Origin of the sequence: Pseudomonas sp. MBLB4136 (assembly GCF_051904765.1) — a bacterium.
Taxonomy (GTDB): Bacteria; Pseudomonadota; Gammaproteobacteria; order Pseudomonadales; family Pseudomonadaceae; genus Aquipseudomonas.
Map to the genome: position 1 here is coordinate 1,016,152 of NZ_CP196713.1, position 21,278 is coordinate 1,037,429.

The following is a 21,278-nucleotide window of genomic DNA, read 5'->3' on the forward strand; positions in this document are numbered from 1 at the left end:
AGCGCTAGAGGGCTTGGCTATGCTGCATGGCGACGCCGTGCAGCGGGTCGGCCCCAATTGTGAATTCGGCCGCTGCCCTGGCAGCGGCCTTTGTATTTTCTGAAATAACGTAGTGGAGAGCCTAATGGTTCCCGTAATTGCCCTGGTGGGTCGTCCGAACGTCGGCAAGTCCACCCTCTTCAACCGCTTGACCAGGACCCGCGACGCCATCGTCGGTGACCTCTCCGGCCTGACCCGCGATCGCCAGTACGGCGAAGCCAAGTGGCAGGGGCGCACCTATATCGTCATCGACACCGGGGGCATCTCCGGTGACGAGGAGGGGATCGACGCGAAGATGGCCGAGCAGTCGCTGCAGGCCATCGAAGAGGCCGATGCCGTGCTGTTCCTGGTCGACGCCCGGGCCGGGCTGTCGGCCTCCGACCAGATGATCGGCGAGCACCTGCGCAAGCGTAACAAGCACAGCTTCCTGGTGATCAACAAGGTCGACAACCTCGACCCCGACCTGGCTCGCGCCGAGTTCAGCCCCCTGGGCATGGGCGAGGCCCTGGCCATTGCCGGCGCCCACGGCCGCGGCATCAGCCAGATGCTCGAGGCGGTGCTCGGCGGCTTCCCCAAGGACGAGGGCGAGCCGCAGGAAGGCGAGGAGCTCGAGGAGGTCGCCGAGGGCGAGGAAGCCAAGCGCATTCCCGGACCGAGCGAGAAGGACGGCATCAAGCTGGCGATCATCGGCCGCCCCAACGTCGGCAAGTCGACCCTGGTCAACCGCATGCTCGGCGAAGACCGGGTCATCGTTTACGACCAGGCCGGCACCACCCGCGACAGCATCTACATCCCCTTCGAGCGCGACGACGAGAAGTACACCCTGATCGACACCGCCGGCGTGCGCCGCCGCGGCAAGATCTTCGAGGCGGTGGAAAAGTTCTCGGTGGTCAAGACCCTGCAGGCGATCCAGGACTCCAACGTGGTGGTGTTCGTCATGGACGCCCGCGAAGGGGTGGTCGATCACGACCTCAACCTGCTCGGTTTCGTGCTGGAAAGCGGCCGCGCCCTGGTCATCGCCCTGAACAAGTGGGACGGCATGGAGCCGAGCGAGCGCGACTATGTGAAGACCGAGCTGCAGCGCCGGTTGTTCTTCGTCGACTTCGCCGACATCCACTTCATCTCGGCGCTGCACGGCACCGGCGTCGGCCACCTGTACAAGTCGGTGCAGGCCTCGTTCCAGTCGGCCATCACCCGCTGGCCCACCAGCCGCCTGACCCAGATCCTCGAGGACGCGGTGCGCGAGCACCAGCCGCCGCTGGTCAATGGCCGGCGCATCAAGCTGCGCTACGCCCACCTCGGCGGCGCCAACCCGCCGCTGATCGTGATCCACGGCAACCAGGTCGAGTCGGTGCCGCGCGCCTACTCGCGTTATCTGGAGAACACCTATCGGCGCGTGCTCAAGCTGGTCGGCACGCCGATCCGCATCGAGTACAAGGGCGGCGAGAACCCCTACGAGGACAAGAAGAACACCCTGACCGACCGTCAGGTCAACAAGAAGCGCCGGTTGATGAGCCACCACAAGAAGGCCGAGAAGAAGCGCAAGGACAAGAAGCGCTGATTCTGCCCGTCCGGCTCGAACGGAAGGCGCCTGCTGGCGCCTTTTTCGTGTCCGGTCGATCGGCTATCCTGGCTCATCGGCACCGCCAGCCGTTCGCGGTGATCAGCAGGAAGACCTCATGTTCAACAGCAAGCTGCCGACTGTCGGCACCACCATCTTCACCCGCATGTCCCAGCTCGCCGCCGAGACCGGCGCCCTCAACCTGTCCCAGGGCTTTCCCGATTTCGATGGCCCCCAGGCGCTGCGCGACGCGGTCGGCCGGCACATCGCCGCCGGCCACAACCAGTACGCACCGCTGGCCGGGCTGCCGGCGCTGCGCCAGCAGGTGGCGGCGAAGATCGCCCGCAGCTATGGCCGCACGGTCGACATGGACAGCGAGGTGACCATCACCCCCGGCGCCACCCAGGCGATCTTCTGCGCCATCCAGACGCTGATCCACCCGGGCGACGAGGTCATCGTCTTCGATCCTTGCTACGACAGCTACGAGCCCTCGGTGGAGCTGGCCGGCGGCCGCTGCGTGCACGTGTCCCTGGCGCTACCGGATTTCGCCATCGACTGGCAGCGCCTGGCCGACGCGCTGAGCCCCAGGACCCGGCTGATCGTCCTCAACAGCCCGCACAACCCCAGCGGCGCGCTGATTTCCCGCGCCGACCTGGACCGCCTGGCCGCGCTGATCCGCGACCGCGACATCTACCTGGTCAGCGACGAGGTCTACGAACACCTGGTGTTCGACGGCGCCCGGCATGCCAGCGTGCTGGCCCACGAGGAGCTGTACCAGCGCGCCTTCGTGGTCAGCTCGTTCGGCAAGACCTATCACGTCACCGGCTGGAAGACCGGCTACGTGGTGGCGCCGCCGGCGCTCACCGCCGAGCTGCGCAAGGTGCACCAGTACGTCAGTTTCTGCGGGGTGACGCCGCTGCAGTGGGCCCTGGCCGACTTCATGGCCGAGCACCCCGAGCATGTCGAGGAGCTGCCGGCCTTCTACCAGGCCAAGCGCGACCTGTTCTGCGACCTGCTCAAGGACTCGCGCTTCAGCTTCCAGCGCGCGCCCGGCACCTATTTCCAGCTGGCCGACTATTCGGCGATCCGTGATGACCTGGACGATGTCGCCATGGCCGAGTGGCTGACCCGCGAGCACGGCGTGGCGACCATTCCGGTGTCGGTGTTCTACCAAGAGCCGCCCAAAGACCTGCGCCTGGTGCGCTTCTGCTTCGCCAAGCGTGAGGACACCCTGCGCCAGGCCGCGGAGAAGCTATGCGCGATCTGACGGCGTTACCCGACCTGCAGCTGGCGCTGGTGCAGACCGAGCTGGTCTGGCACGACCCGGCGGCCAACCATGCCCGCTTCGAGTCCCTGCTGGAACAGGCCCGGGGCGCCGACCTGGTGGTGCTGCCGGAGATGTTCACGACCGGTTTCTCCATGGACTCGGCCGGCCTGGCCGAGCCGGAGGACGGTCCGAGCAGCCAGTGGTTGCTGGCCCAGGCCGTGCGCCTGCAGGCGGTGGTGACCGGCAGCCTGATCATCCGGGCGGCCGATGGCAGCTACCGCAACCGCCTGCTCTGGGCGCGCCCGGACGGCTCGCTGGCGCACTACGACAAGCGCCACCTGTTCCGCATGGCCGGCGAGCACAAGCACTACGCCGCTGGCGAGCAGCAAGTGCTGCTGGAGCTCAAGGGCTGGCGGGTCCGTCCGCTGATCTGCTATGACCTGCGCTTCCCGGTGTGGAGTCGCGATCCGCACGACACCGACCTGCTGCTGTACACCGCCAACTGGCCGGCCGCGCGCCGTCACCACTGGAACCGCCTGTTGCCGGCGCGGGCCATCGAGAACCTGTGCTACGTGGCGGCGGTCAACCGCGTCGGCGAGGACGGCAAGGGGCATGCCTACAGCGGCGACAGCCAGATGCTGGATTTCCAGGGCGAGACCCTGCTCAACGCCGAAGCCGCTGGCGGCGTGTTCCGTGTGACCCTGTCGGGCGCCGATCTGGCCGCGTACCGCGAGCGTTTCCCCGCCTACCTGGATGCCGATGCCTTCGAGCTGCAGCCGTAGCCTGGGTGTGGCGTAGCGATATCCCAAGCCAGTGGCGTCGCTGCGCTCGACTCATGCAGCAGATGCGACAGCGCCAGCCAGTCTCGGAGGGTGGATGGCGCTTCACCGATCCACCCATGGCGATGGTGGATGAAAAGGGCGTCATCCACCCTACGCAGCGCCCGTAATCCGGATTGCGTCAGTTAAGCAAACGCCGGGAGTGCCCGGCGTTTTTTGTGCGGTCCTCGGTATTAGGCGGCCTGTTCGGCGGCCTGACCCATGGCCCGGTTAAGGGCGCTAAACAGGGCGCGGAAGCTGGCGGTGGTCAGGTTCTCGTCGATGCCCACGCCGTGCAGGGCTCGACCGCCTGCCACCCGCAGCTCGATGTAGGCTGCAGCCTTGGCGTTGGTGCCGGCGCCGATGGCGTGCTCGCAGTAGTCCATGATCTCCACGTCTACCGGCAGGCCGGCCACCAATGCCTCCAGGGGGCCCTTGCCGATGCCGCGCCAGTGCTGGCTCTCGCCGTCAGCGACGACCTCGATATCCACCGCGCTGGTGCCGTTCTCTTCCTGCAGACGATGCCCCTTGAGCGCGTAGGGCGCGCTGGCTTGCAGGTACTCGCGGTCGAACAGCTGGTAGATCTGCGCCGCGCTCATCTCCAAGCCCAGGCGGTCGGTCTCCCTCTGCACCACCTGGCTGAACTCGATCTGCATGCGCCGCGGCAGGCTGATGCCGTACTCCTGCTCCAGCAAATAGGTGATGCCGCCCTTGCCGGACTGGCTGTTGACGCGGATCACCGCCTCGTAGCTGCGGCCAATGTCGGCCGGGTCGATGGGCAGGTAGGGCACCTCCCAGATACCCTCGGGGTCTTGCTGGGCGAAGCCCTTGCGGATGGCGTCCTGGTGCGAGCCGGAGAAGGCGGTGTGCACCAGATCGCCGACATAGGGGTGGCGTGGGTGCACCTGAATCTGGTTGCACTCCTCGACCACCTTGCGCACCGCGTCGATGTCGGAGAAATCCAGGCCGGGGTGGATGCCCTGGGTGTAGAGGTTCAGCGCCAGGTTGACCAGGTCGACGTTGCCGGTGCGCTCGCCGTTGCCGAACAGGCAGCCCTCGACGCGGTCGGCGCCGGCCATCAGGCCTAGTTCGCTGGCGGCCACGCCGGTGCCGCGGTCGTTGTGGGTGTGCAGGCTGATCAGCACGCTGTCGCGGCGGCTGATATGGCGGCAGAACCACTCGATCTGGTCGGCGTAGACGTTGGGCGTGGACACTTCAACGGTGGCCGGCAGGTTGAGGATGGCCTTGTTCTCAGGGGTCGGCTGCCAGACGTCGAGCACCGCGTCGCAGACCTCGACGGCGAACTCCAGTTCGGTGGAGGTGAAGATCTCCGGCGAGTACTGGAAAGTCCACTGGGTGCCCGGCTGCTGTTCGGCCAGGTCCTTGATGATCCGCGCGGCATTCACCGCGATATTCACCACCCCGGCCTTGTCCTGGCTGAACACGATGCGGCGGAACGAGGGGGCGGTGGCGTTGTAGACGTGGACGATGGCCTTCTTCGCGCCCTTGAGCGACTCGAAGGTGCGGGTGATCAGGTCTTCGCGGGCCTGGGTCAGCACCTGGATGGTGGTGTCCTCGGGGATATGCCCGCCCTCGATCAGCTCGCGGACGAAGTCGAAATCGGTCTGCGAGGCGGAGGGGAAGCCCACTTCGATCTGCTTGACGCCGACCTGCACCAGGGTCTTGAAGAAGCGCATCTTCTTTTGCGCGTCCATCGGCTCGATCAGCGACTGGTTGCCGTCGCGCAGGTCGGAGCTGCACCAGACCGGTACTGCGGTGATGGTCTTCGACGGCCAGGTGCGATCGGGCAGGTCGATGGCGGGAAAGGCGCGGTACTTGCTGGACGGGTCTTTGAGCATGCTCATGGGGAAATCCTTGTGGGCGGCGGCCGCTGAAGGGCCAGGCAATATCGGCAAGATCAAAAAGGGGGGGCGTTAGCCACGCAGTCGCTGGCTGACCAGGCAGAGGTTGGCGTGTTGCCGCAGCAGGATGAGGGTATGGGTAGCGTTCATGGCGTCAACCCTACCTATTTGGGGTAAATGCTGGCAAGCATTGTTGAAAACTTGGCAGAAGTCGTCGTTTTGGTGTCTATGTTGGTTGCCAGTTGCGAGAAGGCGCGCTGGAATGCCGACCGATTGCGCAGCGCTTTCGCCCGGCCCGGCCCGGCCCGGCCCGGCCTGCGCCCAGGCCGGGGCCAGGGCTCAGCTGGGTGCTCAAGAGGGCGTGCTTGCCGGCGGCAGCGGGCGCCCTAGTTCGCGCATGTCCGAGCCGCTCGGATGCTGGAACACGCGCAGGCCGAATTCCGGCAGGATCGCCAGCATGTGGTCGAAGATATCCGCCTGGATGCCCTCGTAGCGCGCCCAGGCGGTGGTGTTGGTGAAGCAGTAGAGCTGCAGCGGCAGGCCGTCGGCGGTCGGGCTGAGCTGGCGCACCAGCTGGGTCATCTCCTGATGCACCCCGGGGTGTTGGCGCAGGTACTGCTCCACGTAGGCGCGGAAGGTGCCGATATTGGTGACGCGGCGGGTGTTGACCGGCTCGCGGCCGGCGTCGGCCAGGGCGCCGTTCCATTCCTGCAGCTCGCGCTGCTTGTCCTGCAGGTAGTCGCCGAGCAGGCGGAAGCGCCCCAGGCGCTCGATCTGCTCCTGGTCGAGGAAGGCGATGCTGGTCTGGTCCAGGTACAGGTTGCGCATGATCCGCCTGCCGCCGCATTCCTGCATGCCGCGCCAGTTCTTGAACGGGTCGCTGATGAAGCGCTTGGTCGGGATGCTGGTGATGGTCTTGTCCCAATTTTGCACCTTGACCATGTGCAGGGCGATGTCGATGACGTCGCCGTCGGCATTGAGCTGCGGCATCTCCACCCAGTCGCCGACCCGGATGATGTCGTTGGAGGAAATCTGCACGCTGGCCACCAGCGACAGCAGGGTGTCCTGGAAGATCAGCATCAGCACCGCGGCCATGGCGCCGAGGCCGGACAGCAGGATCAACGGCGAGCGGTCGATCAGGCTGGCGACCATGAGGATCGCGGCGATGGCGAAGATCACGATCTTGAGCAGCTGCAGGTAGCCCTTGATCGGCTTGAGGTGGGCGTCCGGGCGGCGCTGGTAGAGGGTGTTGAGCAGGCTCAGGGTGCCGCTCATGGCCAGGGCCACGGTCAGCACGATAAAGGCGCTGCAGACGTTGTCGACCACGGTCACCGCGGCATCGGGCAGGTGCGGCACCAGGTGGATGCCACTGGAGAGAATCAGCGCCGGCACTATGTTGGCCAGGCGCGCGCTGATCTTCGACTCCGACAGCGCCTGGTCCTGCCCCAGGGGCGTGGCCTCAAGCGCGCGATAGAGGCCGCGCAGGAGGATGCGCTTGACCAGCCAGTTGGCGATCCAGGCGCCGAGCACCAGCAGGCCGAGGCTGATCAGGCTGAGCAGGTGCGGGTAGCGCTCGAGCCATTCGAGGGTGGCGGCGTAGTGTTGCTTCATGACGATCCTCGTTTGCTGCGTACGATGGTCGCGCGGGGTGAGCGCCCCGAGTCTGGCTCAGGGCGCGGAGCTCGGGGGCAGGCGGGCGACGAGGGCGCACCTTAACAAAGCGGGCCGGCGTTTGCCGTTACCGGTGTCTTGCGAGGTATTGCAGCTAGGGCTTGAAGGCGCCGATAAAGATCGCCGGGTCGATGCGCGCGTCGTTCAGGCTCACATTCCAGTGCAGGTGCGGCCCGGTGGCGCGGCCGGTGGCGCCGACCTTGCCGAGCACGCCGCCACGCGGCAGCTCCTGCCCCAGCTTCACGTCGATCGCCGAGAGGTGGCAGAACATGCTGATCAGGCCCTGGCCGTGGTCGACGAACACCGTCTTGCCGTTGAAGAAGTAGTCGCCGATCAGGATCACCTGGCCCGCCGCCGGCGCCTTGATCGGGGTGCCACGCGCGGCGGCGAAGTCCAGGCCCGAATGCGGGTTGCGCTCCTCGCCATTGAAGAAGCGGCGCAGGCCGAAGGGGCTGGACAGCGGCCCGTCGACCGGCCTGTCGAACAGCAGGTTGCTCGGCTGGCGCGGGCTGAACTGGCGATAGGCGCGGGTCTGTTCGTCCAGCTCGCGCTCGATGCGCTTGAGGTTGGCCGGGTTGGGATTGACCTGCTGCTGGTTCTTCAGGGTGATGCGCTGCTCGGCATAGGCGCGACCGCCGACCTGGAAGCTGTGCCTCCGGCCGTCCACCTCGATCTGTTGGCTGCCGGGGCGGACGCTCAGGGGCAGGCCGACGATGGCGATCCAGCGCTGGCCGTCCTCGTGGATCACCAGCAGCGGCTTGCCCTGGTAGGTGGCGCGTGGCGCCGTGGCGGCCGGGCCGAGATCGACCACGGCGACTCCGCCCGGCACGGGCTTGTTCAGCAGGCGGCTGATGAAACCCTCGGCCTGGGCGGGCAAGGCGAGCAGGAGGGTGATCAGCAGTGGGATGAGGCGCATGGTGTACTCCCGGGCAGGGTGGCTGACGCGCTGTTCATCCACCATCGGTAAGGGTCAATCCAGCAGCGACAGGGTCGCCGGCTGCACATGGTTGTCTTCGACCCGCACGTCCAGCTCGCCCTCGCCCAGGCGGGCCTTGAGGCGCTGGCCCGGCTGGGTGTCGCCGGCCCTGCGGATGGCCCGGCCGCGCTCGTCGAGGAGGATGCTGTAGCCGCGGCCCAGGGTCGCCAGGGGGCTGACCGCATTGAGCGTCTGCACCTGGCTGTGCAGTTGCAGGCGGCGCTCCTTGAGGCCTTCGCGCATGGCCCGCGGCAGGCGCTCGGCGAGGCTGGCCAGGCGCTGGCGCAGGAGCTGCAGGGCGCGTTCCGGGTGCTGGCCGGCCAGGCGGGTCTGCAGGCGCGCCAGGCGTTCCTGGCGGGCGGTCAGCTGGCGCGTGAAGGCGCGCTGCAGGCGCATCTCCAGGTCATCCAGGCGCTGCGCCTGCTGGCGCAGGCGTTCGCCGGGGTGACGCAGGCGCCGACGCAGGCCATCCAGTTGCATGTGTTCGCGCGCCAGGCGGCCCTTGATGTAGAGCAGCAGGCGACGCTGCAGGCCGTGCAGGCGCTGCACCAGCTCGCTGGAGTCGGGCGCCAGCAGCTCGGCGGCGGCCGAAGGCGTCGGCGCCCGCACGTCGGCGACGAAATCGCTGATCGAGACGTCGGTCTCGTGACCAACGGCGCTGACGATGGGGGTGGCGCAGGCGTCGATGGCGCGGGCCACCGCTTCTTCGTTGAAGCTCCAGAGGTCTTCCAGGGAGCCGCCGCCGCGCGCCAGGATCAACGCATCGAAGCCCCGGCGGTCGGCCAGTTGCAAGGCGCGGACGATCTGTCCAGTAGCCTCGCGGCCCTGTACGGCGGTGGGGATCAGGGTCAGTTCGACCTGCGGCGCGCGGCGGCGGAACACGCTGACGATGTCGCGAATCACCGCGCCGGTGGGCGAACTGACGATGCCGATGCGCCGCGGGTGGGCGGGCAGGGCAACCTTGCGCTCGGCGGCGAACAGGCCTTCGCCGCTGAGCTTTTCCTTCAGTGCCTCGAAGGCCAGGCGCAGGGCGCCGTCACCGGCCGGCTCCACCGCATCGAGGATCAGCTGGTAGTCGCCGCGCCCCTCGAACAGCGAGACCTTGCCGCGCACCTTCACCGCCAGGCCGTCGCGCAGTGCCTGGCGCACCCGCGCGGCGTTCTGCCGGAACAGCGCGCAACGCACCTGGGCCTGGCTGTCCTTGAGGGTGAAATAGATGTGCCCGGAGGCTGGCTTGGCCAGGTTGGAAATCTCGCCCTCGACCCAGATACTGGCAAACACGTCCTCCAGCAGCAGGCGGGCGCGGTTGTTGAGCTGGCTGACGCTGAGCACCTCGCGGTCGAGGTTCAGGCGCTGGAAGGGGTCTTTGATCATGGCCGGCATGATAAAGACTTTGCCGGGCCGGCCATAGGCCGCCGGCCTTGACCGCTGCGCCATTGGCATTAAGCTGCGCGCCTTTCCTGCAGAGTGGGTCGCTCCATGGCTGAACAACAGACCATCCTCGTGCCGCGTATATCCAGCTTTCCCGGGCATGAGGCGCGGGCGCGGGCGATCGTCCGCTGGCTGGTGCAGCAGGGCATAGTCGATGAGCGGCTGAGCACCTGCGGCGGCCTGGGCAATCGCATGGCCCATGCCATCGGTCCCGGCGCGCGGCGGGTGGTCGAGCGCCCGCAACTGCTGCCCTTCGACCGCCCGGCCAATGGCCTGGAGATCGTCAGCAAGCGCTGCATCTATACCCCGACCAGGGACTTTCTCGAGGAAGCCGGCTGCCCCGAGTGTCGCCAGGAAATCGGCGAGGCGCTGTTCGACAGCCTGGAGGAGTGGATGCCCGGGGGCACCGACAACTTCATCTGCCCCGAGTGCGGTCATGAGGACGACATCAACGGCTTCCTGTTCCTGCAGCCTTGCGCCTTCTCCAACCTGGGTTTCGTCTTCAACGGCTGGGGCGCCGCTAGGTTCAGGCAGCGCTTTCTCGATGAGTTCGCCGAGCGCCTCGGTCATCCGCTCTCACAGGTCCACGTGGAGCTGTGAGCGTCGGCCACGGGTTGCAGCTCGTCGCCCGGCCTGCCGGTCCTGAGCCTTCGGTGCATTCTTTGCATTGAGTGGACGAGGTCGCCTGGGTATAATGGCGCGCTTCCAATTTTCCCGTCTGGGAGCCCCCGCCATGCTGCGTATCAGTCAAGAAGCCCTTACCTTCGACGACGTTCTACTTATTCCTGGTTATTCCGAAGTTCTGCCGAAGGATGTCAGCCTCAAGACTCGCCTGACCCGTGGCATCGAGCTGAATATCCCGCTGCTGTCCGCCGCCATGGACACCGTCACCGAGGCCCGTCTGGCGATCGCCATGGCCCAGGAAGGCGGCATCGGCATCATCCACAAGAACATGACCATCGAGCAGCAGGCTGCCGAGGTGCGCAAGGTCAAGAAGTTCGAGGCCGGCGTGGTCAAGGACCCGATCACCATCGAAGCCGACGCGACCATCCGCGACCTGTTCGAGTTGACCCGGCAGAACAACATCTCCGGCGTGCCGGTGCTGTCCAACGGCGACCTGGTGGGCATCGTCACCTCCCGCGACGTGCGCTTCGAGAACCGCCTGGACGCTACAGTGCGGGAAGTGATGACGCCGAAAGAGCGTCTGGTCACGGTCAAGGAAGGCGCCGACAAGGAGACCGTGCGCGAGCTGCTGCACAAGCACCGCATCGAGAAGGTGCTGATCGTCGACGACGGCTTCAACCTCAAGGGCATGATGACCGTCAAGGACATCGAGAAGGCCAAGGCCTACCCGCTGGCCAGCAAGGACGACCAGGCTCGCCTGCGCGTCGGCGCCGCGGTGGGCACCGGTGCCGATACCGGCGACCGGGTCGCCGCGCTGGCCGCAGCCGGCGTGGATGTGATCATCGTCGACACCGCCCACGGCCATTCCAAGGGCGTGATCGACCGGGTGCGTTGGGTCAAGCAGAACTTCCCCGATGTCCAGGTGATCGGCGGCAACATCGCCACCGGCGACGCCGCCAGGGCCCTGGTCGAGGCCGGCGCCGACGGCGTCAAGGTCGGCATCGGTCCGGGTTCGATCTGCACCACGCGCATCGTCGCCGGTGTCGGCGTACCGCAGATCTCCGCGGTGGCCAACGTCGCCGCCGCCCTGGCCGGCAGCGGCGTACCGCTGATCGCCGACGGCGGCATCCGCTTCTCCGGCGACCTGTCCAAGGCCATCGTGGCCGGCGCCTCGGCGGTGATGATCGGCTCCATGCTGGCCGGCACCGAAGAGGCGCCGGGCGAGGTCGAGCTGTTCCAGGGCCGCTCCTACAAGGCCTATCGCGGCATGGGCTCGCTGGGCGCGATGTCCCAGGCCCAGGGTTCCTCGGATCGTTACTTCCAGGATTCCTCCGCCGGTGCCGAGAAGCTGGTGCCCGAGGGCATCGAGGGCCGGGTGCCCTACAAGGGCGCCATGGCGGCCATCGTCCACCAGCTGATGGGCGGCCTGCGCGCCTCCATGGGCTACACCGGCTGCGCGACCATCGAGGAGATGCGCACCAAGCCCGAGTTCGTGCGCATCACCGGTGCCGGCATGGCCGAGTCCCATGTGCATGACGTGCAGATCACCAAGGAAGCTCCGAACTACCGGGTCGGTTGATTCGCTGTAGGGTGGATAACGGCGCAGCCTTATCCACCATCGCGCAGGTGGAAAAGCGCGTTGCGCGTTTTCCACCCTACGCACGGGGCTGTTCGATTCAGCCCCGTGTCATTTGTGAATTCCGCTACGAGAGACGGCCATGGCCCATCCTGATATTCACGCCCACCGCATCCTGATCCTGGATTTCGGTTCCCAGTACACCCAGCTGATCGCCCGCCGCGTGCGCGAGATCGGCGTGTATTGCGAGTTGCACCCCTTCGACATGAGCGACGAGGACATCCGCGCCTTCGCCCCGCGCGGCATCATCCTCGCCGGCGGCCCCGAGTCGGTGCATGCGGCCGACAGCCCGCGCGCGCCGCACGCGGTGTTCGACCTCGGCGTGCCGCTGCTCGGCATCTGCTACGGCATGCAGACCATGGCCGAGCAGCTGGGCGGCAAGGTGCAGGGTTCGGACATCCGTGAGTTCGGCTACGCCCGCGTCGACGTGGTCGGCAAGGGTCGCCTGCTCGATGGCATCGAAGACCATGTCGACGACGATGGCGTGTTCGGTCTGGACGTGTGGATGAGCCACGGCGACAAGGTCACCGCCCTGCCGAAAGGCTTCCATATCCTCGCCAGTACCCCGAGCTGCCCGATCGCCGCGATGTCCGACGACGAGCGCCGCTACTATGGCGTGCAGTTCCACCCGGAAGTGACCCACACCAAGCAGGGCGGCCGCATCCTCTCGCGCTTCGCCCTGGATATCTGTGGCTGCGAGGCGCTGTGGACGCCGTCGAATATCGTCGAGGACGCCATCGCCCAGGTGCGCGCCCAGGTCGGCAGCTCCAACGTGCTGCTGGGGCTGTCCGGCGGTGTCGACTCCTCGGTGGTCGCGGCGCTGCTGCACCGCGCCATCGGCGATCAGCTGACCTGCGTGTTCGTCGACAACGGCCTGCTGCGCCTGCACGAGGGTGAGCAGGTCATGGCCATGTTCGCCGAGAACATGGGGGTCAAGGTGATCCGCGCCAACGCCGAGGAGCAGTTCCTCGGCAACCTGGCCGGCGAGGCCGACCCGGAGAAGAAGCGCAAGATCATCGGCCGTACCTTCATCGACGTGTTCGATGCCGAGGCCAGCAAGCTGCACGACATCAAGTTCCTCGCCCAGGGCACCATCTACCCGGACGTGATCGAGTCGGCCGGCGCCAAGACCGGCAAGGCCCACGTGATCAAGTCGCACCACAACGTCGGCGGCCTGCCGGAGGAAATGAACCTCAAGCTGGTCGAGCCGCTGCGCGAACTGTTCAAGGACGAGGTGCGCAAGATCGGCCTGGAGCTGGGTCTGCCCTACGACATGGTCTACCGCCACCCGTTCCCGGGGCCGGGCCTGGGCGTGCGCATCCTCGGCGAGGTGAAGAAGGAGTACGCCGACCTGCTGCGTCGAGCCGACCACATCTTCATCGAGGAGCTGCGTAACTTCGACTGGTACCACAAGACCAGCCAGGCCTTCGTGGTGTTCCAGCCGGTCAAGTCGGTCGGCGTGGTCGGCGATGGCCGTCGCTACGCCTGGGTCGTGGCCCTGCGCGCGGTGGAAACCATCGACTTCATGACCGCACGCTGGGCGCACCTGCCTTACGAGCTGCTGGAGAAGGTCAGCAACCGCATCATCAATGAGATCGAAGGCATCTCCCGCGTCACCTACGACGTGTCGAGCAAGCCGCCTGCCACCATCGAGTGGGAGTGATGTCGGGTCCTTCTGGGCTCATTGAGATGTATCGATAGCCAATTGCAACGTGTTGATTTAAAAGAAAATTCGTTGCAATGGTTATCGAGGCTTATCGCCGATTAGCAGAACGGATTGGCGGTAGCGGTGACGGTAGTAAACAGCGGTCGGATTGAGACCGTTCTGTTTACTATCCGGTCAGAACCGGTCTTTGACGGTAAATCGCTCCTTGGGAAAGCTTGCCCCGTGCGGCTTTCCCGGCATCAACAGGTCTCCTGACCCTTGACGGTAAAAGCCGTCATGAACAGGAGTAAAAACCTCGATGCTTACTGATACCAAACTGCGCAATCTCAAGCCCAAGTCCAAGCTGTACAAGGCTTCCGACCGCGATGCTATGTACGTGACGGTCTCGCCTACCGGTACCGTCACCTTTCGCTACGACTACCGTCTCAATGGACGCCGAGAAACGCTGACCATCGGGCGCTATGGGCTGACTGGCATTTCCTTGGCTATGGCCGCGAGAAGCTACCCGATGCCAAGCGCCTGGTCGCCCAGCGCAAGTCTCCCTCCCTGGAGAAGCAGCGGGCTAAACGACGAGTGAAACGTATTGGTGGTTACCACCAGGCCCACAAAGCGCAGGTCGGTTCCACAGGATGCCTTTGGGCACGAGCCGCGCATGGCTGTTCGTAACGCTCCCAGGGAGCGACGGCCAGGGTAGGCTCATCCTGGCTTCTCGGGGTAGTCTGACTTTATCAGGCCACCCCGAAAGCAGTTAGCCTCTCGAGAGAATGTCTTGCCCGGTCATGTGCCTATGGAGTACCCAGCTTTCCGTCTGACCAGGCGGATTCACTGTCGCTCAGCGCGCTGGCAATGACCGAGACCTTGTCGTCGGGAAGGGCCCTCGGCAAAGGGTCGAGGCCTACACTGGCGAACAGTTGACCATAGCTGTTGCGCAGTTCGGCATAGGCCAAATCGCGGCGTAGCTGCGCGTTAAGTGTATTGAGTTCGCCCTGGATCAGTTCCAATTCGCCGATGTCCTGGGCTTGGCGACGATTGCGCAACTGTTCGACGATCTGCTCGTCCAGAGTGGCCAGTTCCTGACTGGTGGCGAACTGGCGTCTAGCCTCATGGAAATTGGCGTTGGCCACATGCAGCTGCGCGAGGACCGCCATGGACATGGCCTGGCGCCGTGCTCTGGTGACCTCTTCGCTGGCCTTGGCCACATCTATGGCAGCGGGGGCCGAAAGCACATTGAACAGGTTCCAGGTCACCTTCACGCCATAGTCGGCCCAGCTCTGATTGACCAGGAAACTGTTGCTGTCATAGTGCCCGCCGATGGAGAACTCCAGGCCGGGCAGCAGACGCAGCATGGCTTTGCGGGTTTCCGCGGCGCCGATGCGGGCCTGGTAGTCCTGTTCGCGCAGTTCGGGGCGCAGGGCCAGCGCGTGCTGCTCGAGGTCGGCCATCTCGGCCTTCAGCTCCGGTACGGCATAGCCTGCCTCCGGTGCAAGACTCAGATCGCTTCCCAGCGGAAGGTTGATCAGGGTTGCGAGCTCGGTCTTGGCCAGGGACAAGGCGCGACGTTGCTCTTCTAGCTGGCGGGTGGCCTCGATCAGTGCGCGCTGATAGCTCAGGGCTTGCACCGGGTCGCCGATGCGCTGTTCGCCGAGGCGCATGCTATCGCGACGGGCCTGTTCGACTCGCGCCATCAGGCCGTCGATCTGCTCGAGCAGACGGTCTGCGGCGACGGCGCGCCAATAGGCCGAGCGCACGTCTTGGGTGATGGTGTGGATCACTTTTCGCCGACGTTCCTGCACGATCAGGCGCTGGTCGGCCTGTTGCTTGGCGTTGACGTAGCTGACACCGAAGTCCAGCACGTTCCACACCATGGTCAGGTCGGCAACATTGCGGTTGCGATCCTGCGAAGTGGAGGGCTCCAGCGACTGGGTGCCGGTCTCGATGCTTTGGCTGCTGGAAGCGCTGACGTTGCTGCGCCCGGCATAACCGGCCGACATTGCCATGCGCGGCAACATGTCGAAGCTAGCAAGATCGACTTGGCGCTTGGCCAGGGCTTCTTCCATTACCTTGAGGCGCGCCTCCAGATTGTACTTGATGGCGCGGGCCATGGCCTGATGCAGCGTCAGCGCACCGGACAGCGGCTCCTGGCCCTGGAACATCTGCACTAGATCCTCACGGGCACGCTGCTCGACTTGGGCTTGCTCGATGGGCTGGCTGGTCACGGCGCAGCCACCAATGCTCAGAGCCAGCAGGCTCAGGTTCAGTCCTTTGGAAAACTTATTCATGTGCTGCCGCTCCCCTTGTCGGCGATCTTGTTCGTTTGTGTGCAGATCAGATATTGGTTTGTACAGGCAGGTCCCTCAGGGCCTTGGCCAACTCGGCTATCTGCTGCTGTTCCCGGTACTGCATGTCTTGCAACTGCTGGCCCAGTGAAGGGGCGCTGCGACGCCACTGCTCTTGATCGAAAATCGGTTCCTGCTCGCCAATGCCCGGGCGAGCTTCGGCGAATATATTGGCAAAAGTGCTCCTACCCAGGACATTCGCGTCGCCTCCAGCGAAACCGAGGGATGTACTGGCTGAATCGTTGCTTGAGCTGCTGGCGAACACCTGGGCGATGAAGCTTGGCGCCAGTGAGCCGTTGCGGATGAAGATGTTGCCCAGGGTCGGCATACCGCTGCCAATGCTGGGAGCCTCGAACAAGGCCGTTGGAAGCACTGGTGAGGAGGAGGGCGGCGCTATTACTGGTACGGCTGGTTGCAATGGTGCGTTGGGTGCGCTCGACTCGTTTGAAGTCGAGGTGATGCGGAACTCTGGATCCCCTTCGCTCTGCCCTACTACTGTGACTGCCAGGCTGTCGCGATCGACGTTACCGGTCGAATCGCTTGACTGGATGCTGATGGTTTGCGCGCCAGCCCTGCTGGGGGTGTATGTCATGCCTTCCAGGGCGGCATTTACCTCGGCGGCGCTGCCGGTGATGGTGACGCTGCCAGTGCCGTTGCCGGTTATCCCGGCTGTTCCGCCGGTAGAGGCGAAGAGGGTGCCGCTGCCGACAGAAATCACTACGTTGAGGTGGCCCGCATCGGTCACGGTAATGGCGTTGCCGTTAGCCCGGCTGAAGATCAGTGGGGTCTGAGAGTCTGTGACTTGCGCGCTAGGCAGGTGATTAACGGGTACTACCGTATCCAGGTTGTAGTTGTTGGAGGCGGTGATACTGCTGCCCGCATTACCTGCTGCATCCAAGTAGCCCGAGTTGGCCAGGGTGAGCAAATTGTTGGCACTGGTCACGCCTGCGGTGGGGGTCAGGGTCGCCGTCCAGGTGGCGCCGCCATCGCTGCTGCTCAGGCCGCTCAGGCTGCCGTTAGCGACGGTGAAATCGTCAATAGTCAGGCCGGTCACGGCCTCGCTGAAGGTGATGGTCACCAGCGAAGTTTCACCCGCAGCCAGGGCCGTGTCGCTCACCACAATGGTGGCAGTGGGGCGCAGGGTATCGATGGAGTAGTTGTTGGAATCGGTGCTGCCGGTGCCGATATTACCTGCCGCATCAGTCACCCCGGTGTTATTCAGGGTGATGACATTGGTGGTGTCTTCAATATTGGCTGACGGGGTGAATGCCGCCGTCCAGGTGATGCCGCCACCGCTGGTGGTGACGGTGCTCAGTGTGCCGTTGGCAATGGTCAGATCGGCGTTGGTGAAGCCGGCGACCGCCTCGCTGAAGGTGATGGTCACGAGCGAAGTTTCACCCGCCGCCAGAGCGTTATCGCTTACCACAATGGAGGCAGTGGGGCGCAGGGTATCTATGGCGTAGTTGTTGGAATCGGTGCTGCCGGTGCCGGTATTGCCCGCCGCATCAGTCACCCCGGTGTTGTTCAGGGTGATGACATTGGTGGTGTCTTCAATATTGGCTGACGGGGTGAATGTCGCCGTCCAAGTGATGCCGCCATCGCTGGTGGTGATGGTGCTCAGTGTCCCGTTGGCAATGGTCAAATCAGCGTTGGTAAAACCGGTAACGGCCTCGCTAAAGGTGATGGTGACCAGCGAGGTTTCGCCAGCCGCCAGCGCCGTATCACTCACCATAATGGTGGCGGTGGGGCGCAGGGTATCTATGGCGTAGTTGTTGGAATCGGTGCTGCCGGTGCCGGTATTGCCCGCCGCATCAGTCATCCCGGTGTTGTTCAGGGTGATGACATTGGTGGTGTCTTCAATATTGGCTGACGGGGTGAATGTCGCCGTCCAAGTGATGCCGCCATCGCTGGTGGTGATGGTGCTCAGTGTGCCGTTGGCAATGGTCAGATCGGCGTTGGTAAAACCGGTAACGGCCTCGCTAAAGGTGATGGTGACCAGCGAGGTCTCGCCAGCCGCCAGCGCCGTATCACTCACCATAATGGTGGCGGTGGGGCGCAGGGTGTCAATGGCATAGTTGTTGGAGTCGGTTGTGCCGGTGCCGGCGTTACCCGCCGCATCAGTCACCCCGGTGTTGTTCAGGGTGATGACATTGGTGGTGTCTTCAATATTGGCTGACGGGGTGAATGTCGCCGTCCAAGTGATGCCGCCATCGCTGGTGGTGACGGTGCTCAGTGTGCCGTTGGCAATGGTCAGATCGGTGTTGGTGAAGCCGGTAACGGCCTCGCTAAAGGTGATGGTGACCAGCGAGGTTTCGCCAGCCGCCAGCGCCGTATCACTCACCATAATGGTGGCGGTGGGGCGCAGGGTATCTATGGCGTAGTTGTTGGAATCGGTGCTGCCGGTGCCGGTATTGCCCGCCGCATCAGTCATCCCGGTGTTGTTCAGGGTGATGACATTGGTGGTGTCTTCAATATTGGCTGACGGGGTGAATGTCGCCGTCCAAGTGATGCCGCCATCGCTGGTGGTGATGGTGCTCAGTGTGCCGTTGGCAATGGTCAGATCGGCGTTGGTAAAACCGGTAACGGCCTCGCTAAAGGTGATGGTGACCAGCGAGGTCTCGCCAGCCGCCAGCGCCGTATCACAGATCACGATGGTGGCGGTGGGGCGCAGGGTATCTACGGCGTAGTTGTTGGAATCGGTGCTGCCGGTGCCGGTATTGCCCGCCGCATCCGTCACCCCGGTGTTGTCCAGGCTGATGACATTGGTGGTGTCTTCAATATTGGTTGAGGGGGTGAGCGTGGCTGTCCAGGTGATGCCGCCATCGAGGGTGCTTAAATCGCTCAAGCTGCCATTAGCGACGCTGAAGTCGCCGGTGGTTAAGCCGGTCACTGCCTCGTTAAAGGTGATGGTCACCAGCGAGGCTTCTCCTGCCGAGAGTGCTGTGTCGTTAACCACAATACTCACTGCCGCAGGGCGCAGGGTATCTATAGCGTAGTTGTTGGAATCGGTGCTGCCTGTGCCGACGTTACCCGCCGCATCTGTCACCCCGGTGTTGTCCAGGGTAATGACATTTGTGGTGTCTTCAATATTGGCTGACGGGGTGAATGCCGCCGTCCAGGTGATACCGCCATCGCTGCTGGTGACGCTGCTCAGTGTGCCGTTGGCAATGGTCAGATCGGCGTTGGTAAAGCCGGTAACGGCTTCGCTAAAGGTGATGGTGACCAGCGAGGTTTCACCCGCCGCCAGCGCCGTATCGCTCACTACAATGCTGGCTGTGGGGCGCAGGGTATCTACGGCGTAGTTGTTGGAATCGGTGCTACCGGTGCCTGCGTTGCCCGCCGCATCAGTCACCCCGGTGTTGCTCAGGGTGATGACATTGGTGGTGTCTTCAATATTGGTTGAGGGAGTGAGCGTGGCTGTCCAGGTGATGCCGCCATCGCTGCTGCTTAACCCGCTCAAGCTGCCATTGGCCACGGTGAAGTCGCCAGTGGTTAAGCCGGTGACGGCCTCGCTAAAGGTGATGGTCACCAACGAAGTTTCACCCGCCGCCAGGGCCGTGTCGCTCACCACAATGGTGGCCGTGGGGCGCAGGGTGTCGATGGCGTAGTTGTTGGAATCGGTGCTGCCGGTGCCGGTATTACCCGCCGCATCCGTCACCCCGGTGTTGCTCAGGGTGATGACATTGGTGGTGTCTTCAATATTGGTTGAGGGGGTGAGCGTGGCTGTCCAGGTGATGCCGCCATCGCTACTGGTGACGCTGCTCAGTGTGCCGTTGGCAATGGTCAGATCGGCATTGGTAAAGCCGGTGACGGCTTCGCTAAAGGTAATGGTCACCAGTGAGGTTTCACCCGCCGCCAGGGCCGTGTCGCTCACCACAATGGTGGCCGTGGGGCGCAGGGTGTCTATGGCGTAGTTGTTGGAGTCGGTTGTGCCTGTGCCAGCGTTACCTGCCGCATCCGTTACCCCGGTGTTGTTCAGGCTGATGACATTGGTGGTGTCTTCAATATTGGTTGAGGGGGTGAGCGTGGCTGTCCAGGTGATGCCGCCATCGCTGCTGGTGACGCTGCTCAGTGTGCCGTTGGCAATGGTCAGATCAGCGTTGGTAAAACCGGTGACGGCCTCGCTAAAGGTGATGGTGACCAGCGAGGTTTCGCCCGCCGCCAGCGCCGTGTCGCTCACCACAATGGTGGCGGTGGGTGGAACGGTTTCAATCACCGAGACAGTCACATCGGCGTTGTTGGAGGTGCCACCATCACCGTCGTTAACGGTGACGCGGATGGTGCGATCCGCCTGGTCAATGGCGTTGCTGGCATTGCTGTTGTTGTAGGTCAGGTTGCGCACCAGCGCCTGGACTTCGGTGGCAAAGGCATTGCTGTTGAGGGTGATGACCAGGTTGGCGCCGCCCGTGCCGCCGGTAAAGCTGCCAATGGTTAGGCCGCCATAGGTCACATTGCTACCGGAGACGCCAATCTGACCGGCGCCTGAGCCTTGGTTGTTGATGCCCAGCACATCTTCCCCGGCGACACCGTTGGTGATAATCGCCACAGTCACGTTGCCGCCATTAAAGTCCCGCAGGTCGGCATCGGTAAGGCTCGCGTCGTTGCCACTGTCCAAGACTATGGCGCCGGCGCCCTGGGTATAGGTGCGGGTATCGCCATTGAGGTTGCCGATGGCCGGGGCACTGTTAATCGGTGCGGTCAGAACAAAGTCATTGCCGGTGCCGCCGGCGTAGTTGGCCGTTAGTTCGGTACTGTTGCCGCCTGCTGTGAGTGTGCCGCTTTGTGCCAGCCCACTAAAGGTGCCGGTAATGGCATCGCTGGCGTCGTTGCTGATGAGGATATAGCTGTCACCACTGCCGGGGGTGTAGCTGTGGGTAACAGACAGGTTAGCCCCCGAGACATCCACCTGCCCATTGACGATGACCTGGTCGTACTGGGTGCCTGGGGTGGTGCCGTTAATTTCAACGGCCAGGGTGCTGCCCGCCGCCATGGTCAGGTCGCCGTTGATGGTGATGCTGCCAGGGCTAAGGCCCGGTGCCAAACTGCCGCCACTCTGTACCGAGACACTGCCGCCCAGGGTGCCACTACCCGCCAGGGTGCCGCCACTGGCTACAGTGGTATTGCCGTTGGTGCTGCCAGTGACCGCCAGGGTACCGGCGGAAATGCTGCTGGTGCCGGTGTAGGTGTTTGCCGCTGAGAGGGTCAGGGTGCTGGCGCCGGTCTTAGTCAGGCCGCCAGAACCGCTAACCACACCCGATAAATTCGCTGCCGCCGCCGCATGGATTGTCACTGTACCGGTTAATGCCAGCGCATTGTCGATGGTGGTATTACCCGTAATACTCAGGCTGGTGCCGCTGGCCAGGTTAACCGTGCTGGCACCGAGATTGGCAT

The 21,278-nt window shown here is 64.3% G+C and carries 11 protein-coding genes and 2 pseudogenes; 7 read left to right on the forward strand and 6 right to left on the reverse strand.

Features of this window, described 5'->3' with window-relative positions:
* The first annotated feature begins 124 nt into the window (after nt 1-124).
* The 3 genes from der (at nt 125) to ACSX1D_RS04555 (ending at nt 3,649) form a co-directional block, all read left to right on the forward strand.
* Entirely contained in the window at nt 125-1,600 is a 1,476-nt protein-coding gene (gene der / locus ACSX1D_RS04545) for a ribosome biogenesis GTPase Der (RefSeq protein ID WP_439861169.1), read from the forward strand.
* Nucleotides 1,601-1,718: 118 nt separating this feature from the next.
* Nucleotides 1,719-2,867: a pyridoxal phosphate-dependent aminotransferase gene (locus tag ACSX1D_RS04550; RefSeq protein ID WP_439861170.1), complete on the forward strand. Its 1,149-nt coding sequence runs from the start codon at nt 1,719-1,721 to the stop codon at nt 2,865-2,867.
* On the forward strand, nt 2,855-3,649 hold the full coding sequence (locus ACSX1D_RS04555) for an amidohydrolase (protein WP_439861171.1): 795 nt from the start codon (nt 2,855-2,857) through the stop codon (nt 3,647-3,649). The genes ACSX1D_RS04550 and ACSX1D_RS04555 overlap by 13 nt, the downstream gene beginning before the upstream one ends.
* Nucleotides 3,650-3,879: 230 nt before the next feature.
* Here ACSX1D_RS04555 and leuA read toward each other — a convergent pair whose 3' ends face one another.
* The 4 genes from leuA to xseA all read right to left on the reverse strand — a co-directional run bounded on the left by leuA (nt 3,880) and on the right by xseA (nt 9,568).
* Nucleotides 3,880-5,550: a 2-isopropylmalate synthase gene (gene leuA / locus ACSX1D_RS04560; RefSeq protein WP_439861172.1), complete on the reverse strand. Its 1,671-nt coding sequence runs from the start codon at nt 5,548-5,550 to the stop codon at nt 3,880-3,882.
* Nucleotides 5,551-5,898: 348 nt separating this feature from the next.
* Complete coding sequence (locus ACSX1D_RS04565) at nt 5,899-7,158, reverse strand: mechanosensitive ion channel family protein (RefSeq protein WP_439861173.1); 1,260 nt, start codon at nt 7,156-7,158, stop codon at nt 5,899-5,901.
* Nucleotides 7,159-7,312: 154 nt separating this feature from the next.
* Nucleotides 7,313-8,134, reverse strand: coding sequence for a peptidoglycan DD-metalloendopeptidase family protein (locus tag ACSX1D_RS04570; RefSeq protein ID WP_439861174.1), 822 nt, complete (start codon nt 8,132-8,134; stop codon nt 7,313-7,315).
* Between the two features lie 54 nt (nt 8,135-8,188).
* On the reverse strand, nt 8,189-9,568 hold the full coding sequence (gene xseA / locus ACSX1D_RS04575) for an exodeoxyribonuclease VII large subunit (RefSeq protein WP_439862265.1): 1,380 nt from the start codon (nt 9,566-9,568) through the stop codon (nt 8,189-8,191).
* 105 nt (nt 9,569-9,673) lie between these two features.
* On the opposite strand from xseA, the gene ACSX1D_RS04580 reads away from it, so the two are divergent.
* From ACSX1D_RS04580 to ACSX1D_RS04595, 4 genes and pseudogenes are all read left to right on the forward strand, one after another.
* Nucleotides 9,674-10,225, forward strand: coding sequence for a sugar ABC transporter ATPase (locus tag ACSX1D_RS04580; RefSeq protein ID WP_439861175.1), 552 nt, complete (start codon nt 9,674-9,676; stop codon nt 10,223-10,225).
* Between the two features lie 133 nt (nt 10,226-10,358).
* Nucleotides 10,359-11,828: an IMP dehydrogenase gene (gene guaB / locus ACSX1D_RS04585; RefSeq protein ID WP_439861176.1), complete on the forward strand. Its 1,470-nt coding sequence runs from the start codon at nt 10,359-10,361 to the stop codon at nt 11,826-11,828.
* Between the two features lie 139 nt (nt 11,829-11,967).
* Nucleotides 11,968-13,548 (forward strand): glutamine-hydrolyzing GMP synthase, encoded by a 1,581-nt coding sequence (gene guaA / locus ACSX1D_RS04590; RefSeq protein WP_439861177.1) that lies wholly within the window; start codon nt 11,968-11,970, stop codon nt 13,546-13,548.
* A gap of 301 nt (nt 13,549-13,849) precedes the next feature.
* Nucleotides 13,850-14,127 (forward strand): annotated as a pseudogene (locus ACSX1D_RS04595) (Arm DNA-binding domain-containing protein); the annotation flags it as partial.
* Between the two features lie 209 nt (nt 14,128-14,336).
* On the opposite strand, the gene ACSX1D_RS04600 reads toward ACSX1D_RS04595, so the two are convergent.
* Together ACSX1D_RS04600 and ACSX1D_RS04605 are read right to left on the reverse strand one after the other, a co-directional pair.
* Complete coding sequence (locus tag ACSX1D_RS04600; RefSeq protein WP_439861178.1) at nt 14,337-15,830, reverse strand: TolC family protein; 1,494 nt, start codon at nt 15,828-15,830, stop codon at nt 14,337-14,339.
* Between the two features lie 883 nt (nt 15,831-16,713).
* Nucleotides 16,714-21,204: pseudogene (locus ACSX1D_RS04605) on the reverse strand (beta strand repeat-containing protein); the annotation flags it as partial.
* Nucleotides 21,205-21,278 lie beyond the last annotated feature (74 nt).

Excerpts from the sequence above, each read along its gene's own strand:
- ACSX1D_RS04600 (WP_439861178.1), bottom strand. The coding sequence starts at position 15,830 with ATGAATAAGTTTTCCAAAGGACTGAACCTGAGCCTGCTGGCTCTGAGC.
- xseA (WP_439862265.1), bottom strand. The coding sequence starts at position 9,568 with ATGATCAAAGACCCCTTCCAGCGCCTGAACCTCGACCGCGAGGTGCTC.
- ACSX1D_RS04580 (WP_439861175.1), top strand. The coding sequence starts at position 9,674 with ATGGCTGAACAACAGACCATCCTCGTGCCGCGTATATCCAGCTTTCCC.
- ACSX1D_RS04555 (WP_439861171.1), top strand. The coding sequence starts at position 2,855 with ATGCGCGATCTGACGGCGTTACCCGACCTGCAGCTGGCGCTGGTGCAG.
- guaB (WP_439861176.1), top strand. The coding sequence starts at position 10,359 with ATGCTGCGTATCAGTCAAGAAGCCCTTACCTTCGACGACGTTCTACTT.
- ACSX1D_RS04565 (WP_439861173.1), bottom strand. The coding sequence starts at position 7,158 with ATGAAGCAACACTACGCCGCCACCCTCGAATGGCTCGAGCGCTACCCG.
- ACSX1D_RS04570 (WP_439861174.1), bottom strand. The coding sequence starts at position 8,134 with ATGCGCCTCATCCCACTGCTGATCACCCTCCTGCTCGCCTTGCCCGCC.
- leuA (WP_439861172.1), bottom strand. The coding sequence starts at position 5,550 with ATGAGCATGCTCAAAGACCCGTCCAGCAAGTACCGCGCCTTTCCCGCC.
- der (WP_439861169.1), top strand. The coding sequence starts at position 125 with ATGGTTCCCGTAATTGCCCTGGTGGGTCGTCCGAACGTCGGCAAGTCC.
- ACSX1D_RS04550 (WP_439861170.1), top strand. The coding sequence starts at position 1,719 with ATGTTCAACAGCAAGCTGCCGACTGTCGGCACCACCATCTTCACCCGC.
- guaA (WP_439861177.1), top strand. The coding sequence starts at position 11,968 with ATGGCCCATCCTGATATTCACGCCCACCGCATCCTGATCCTGGATTTC.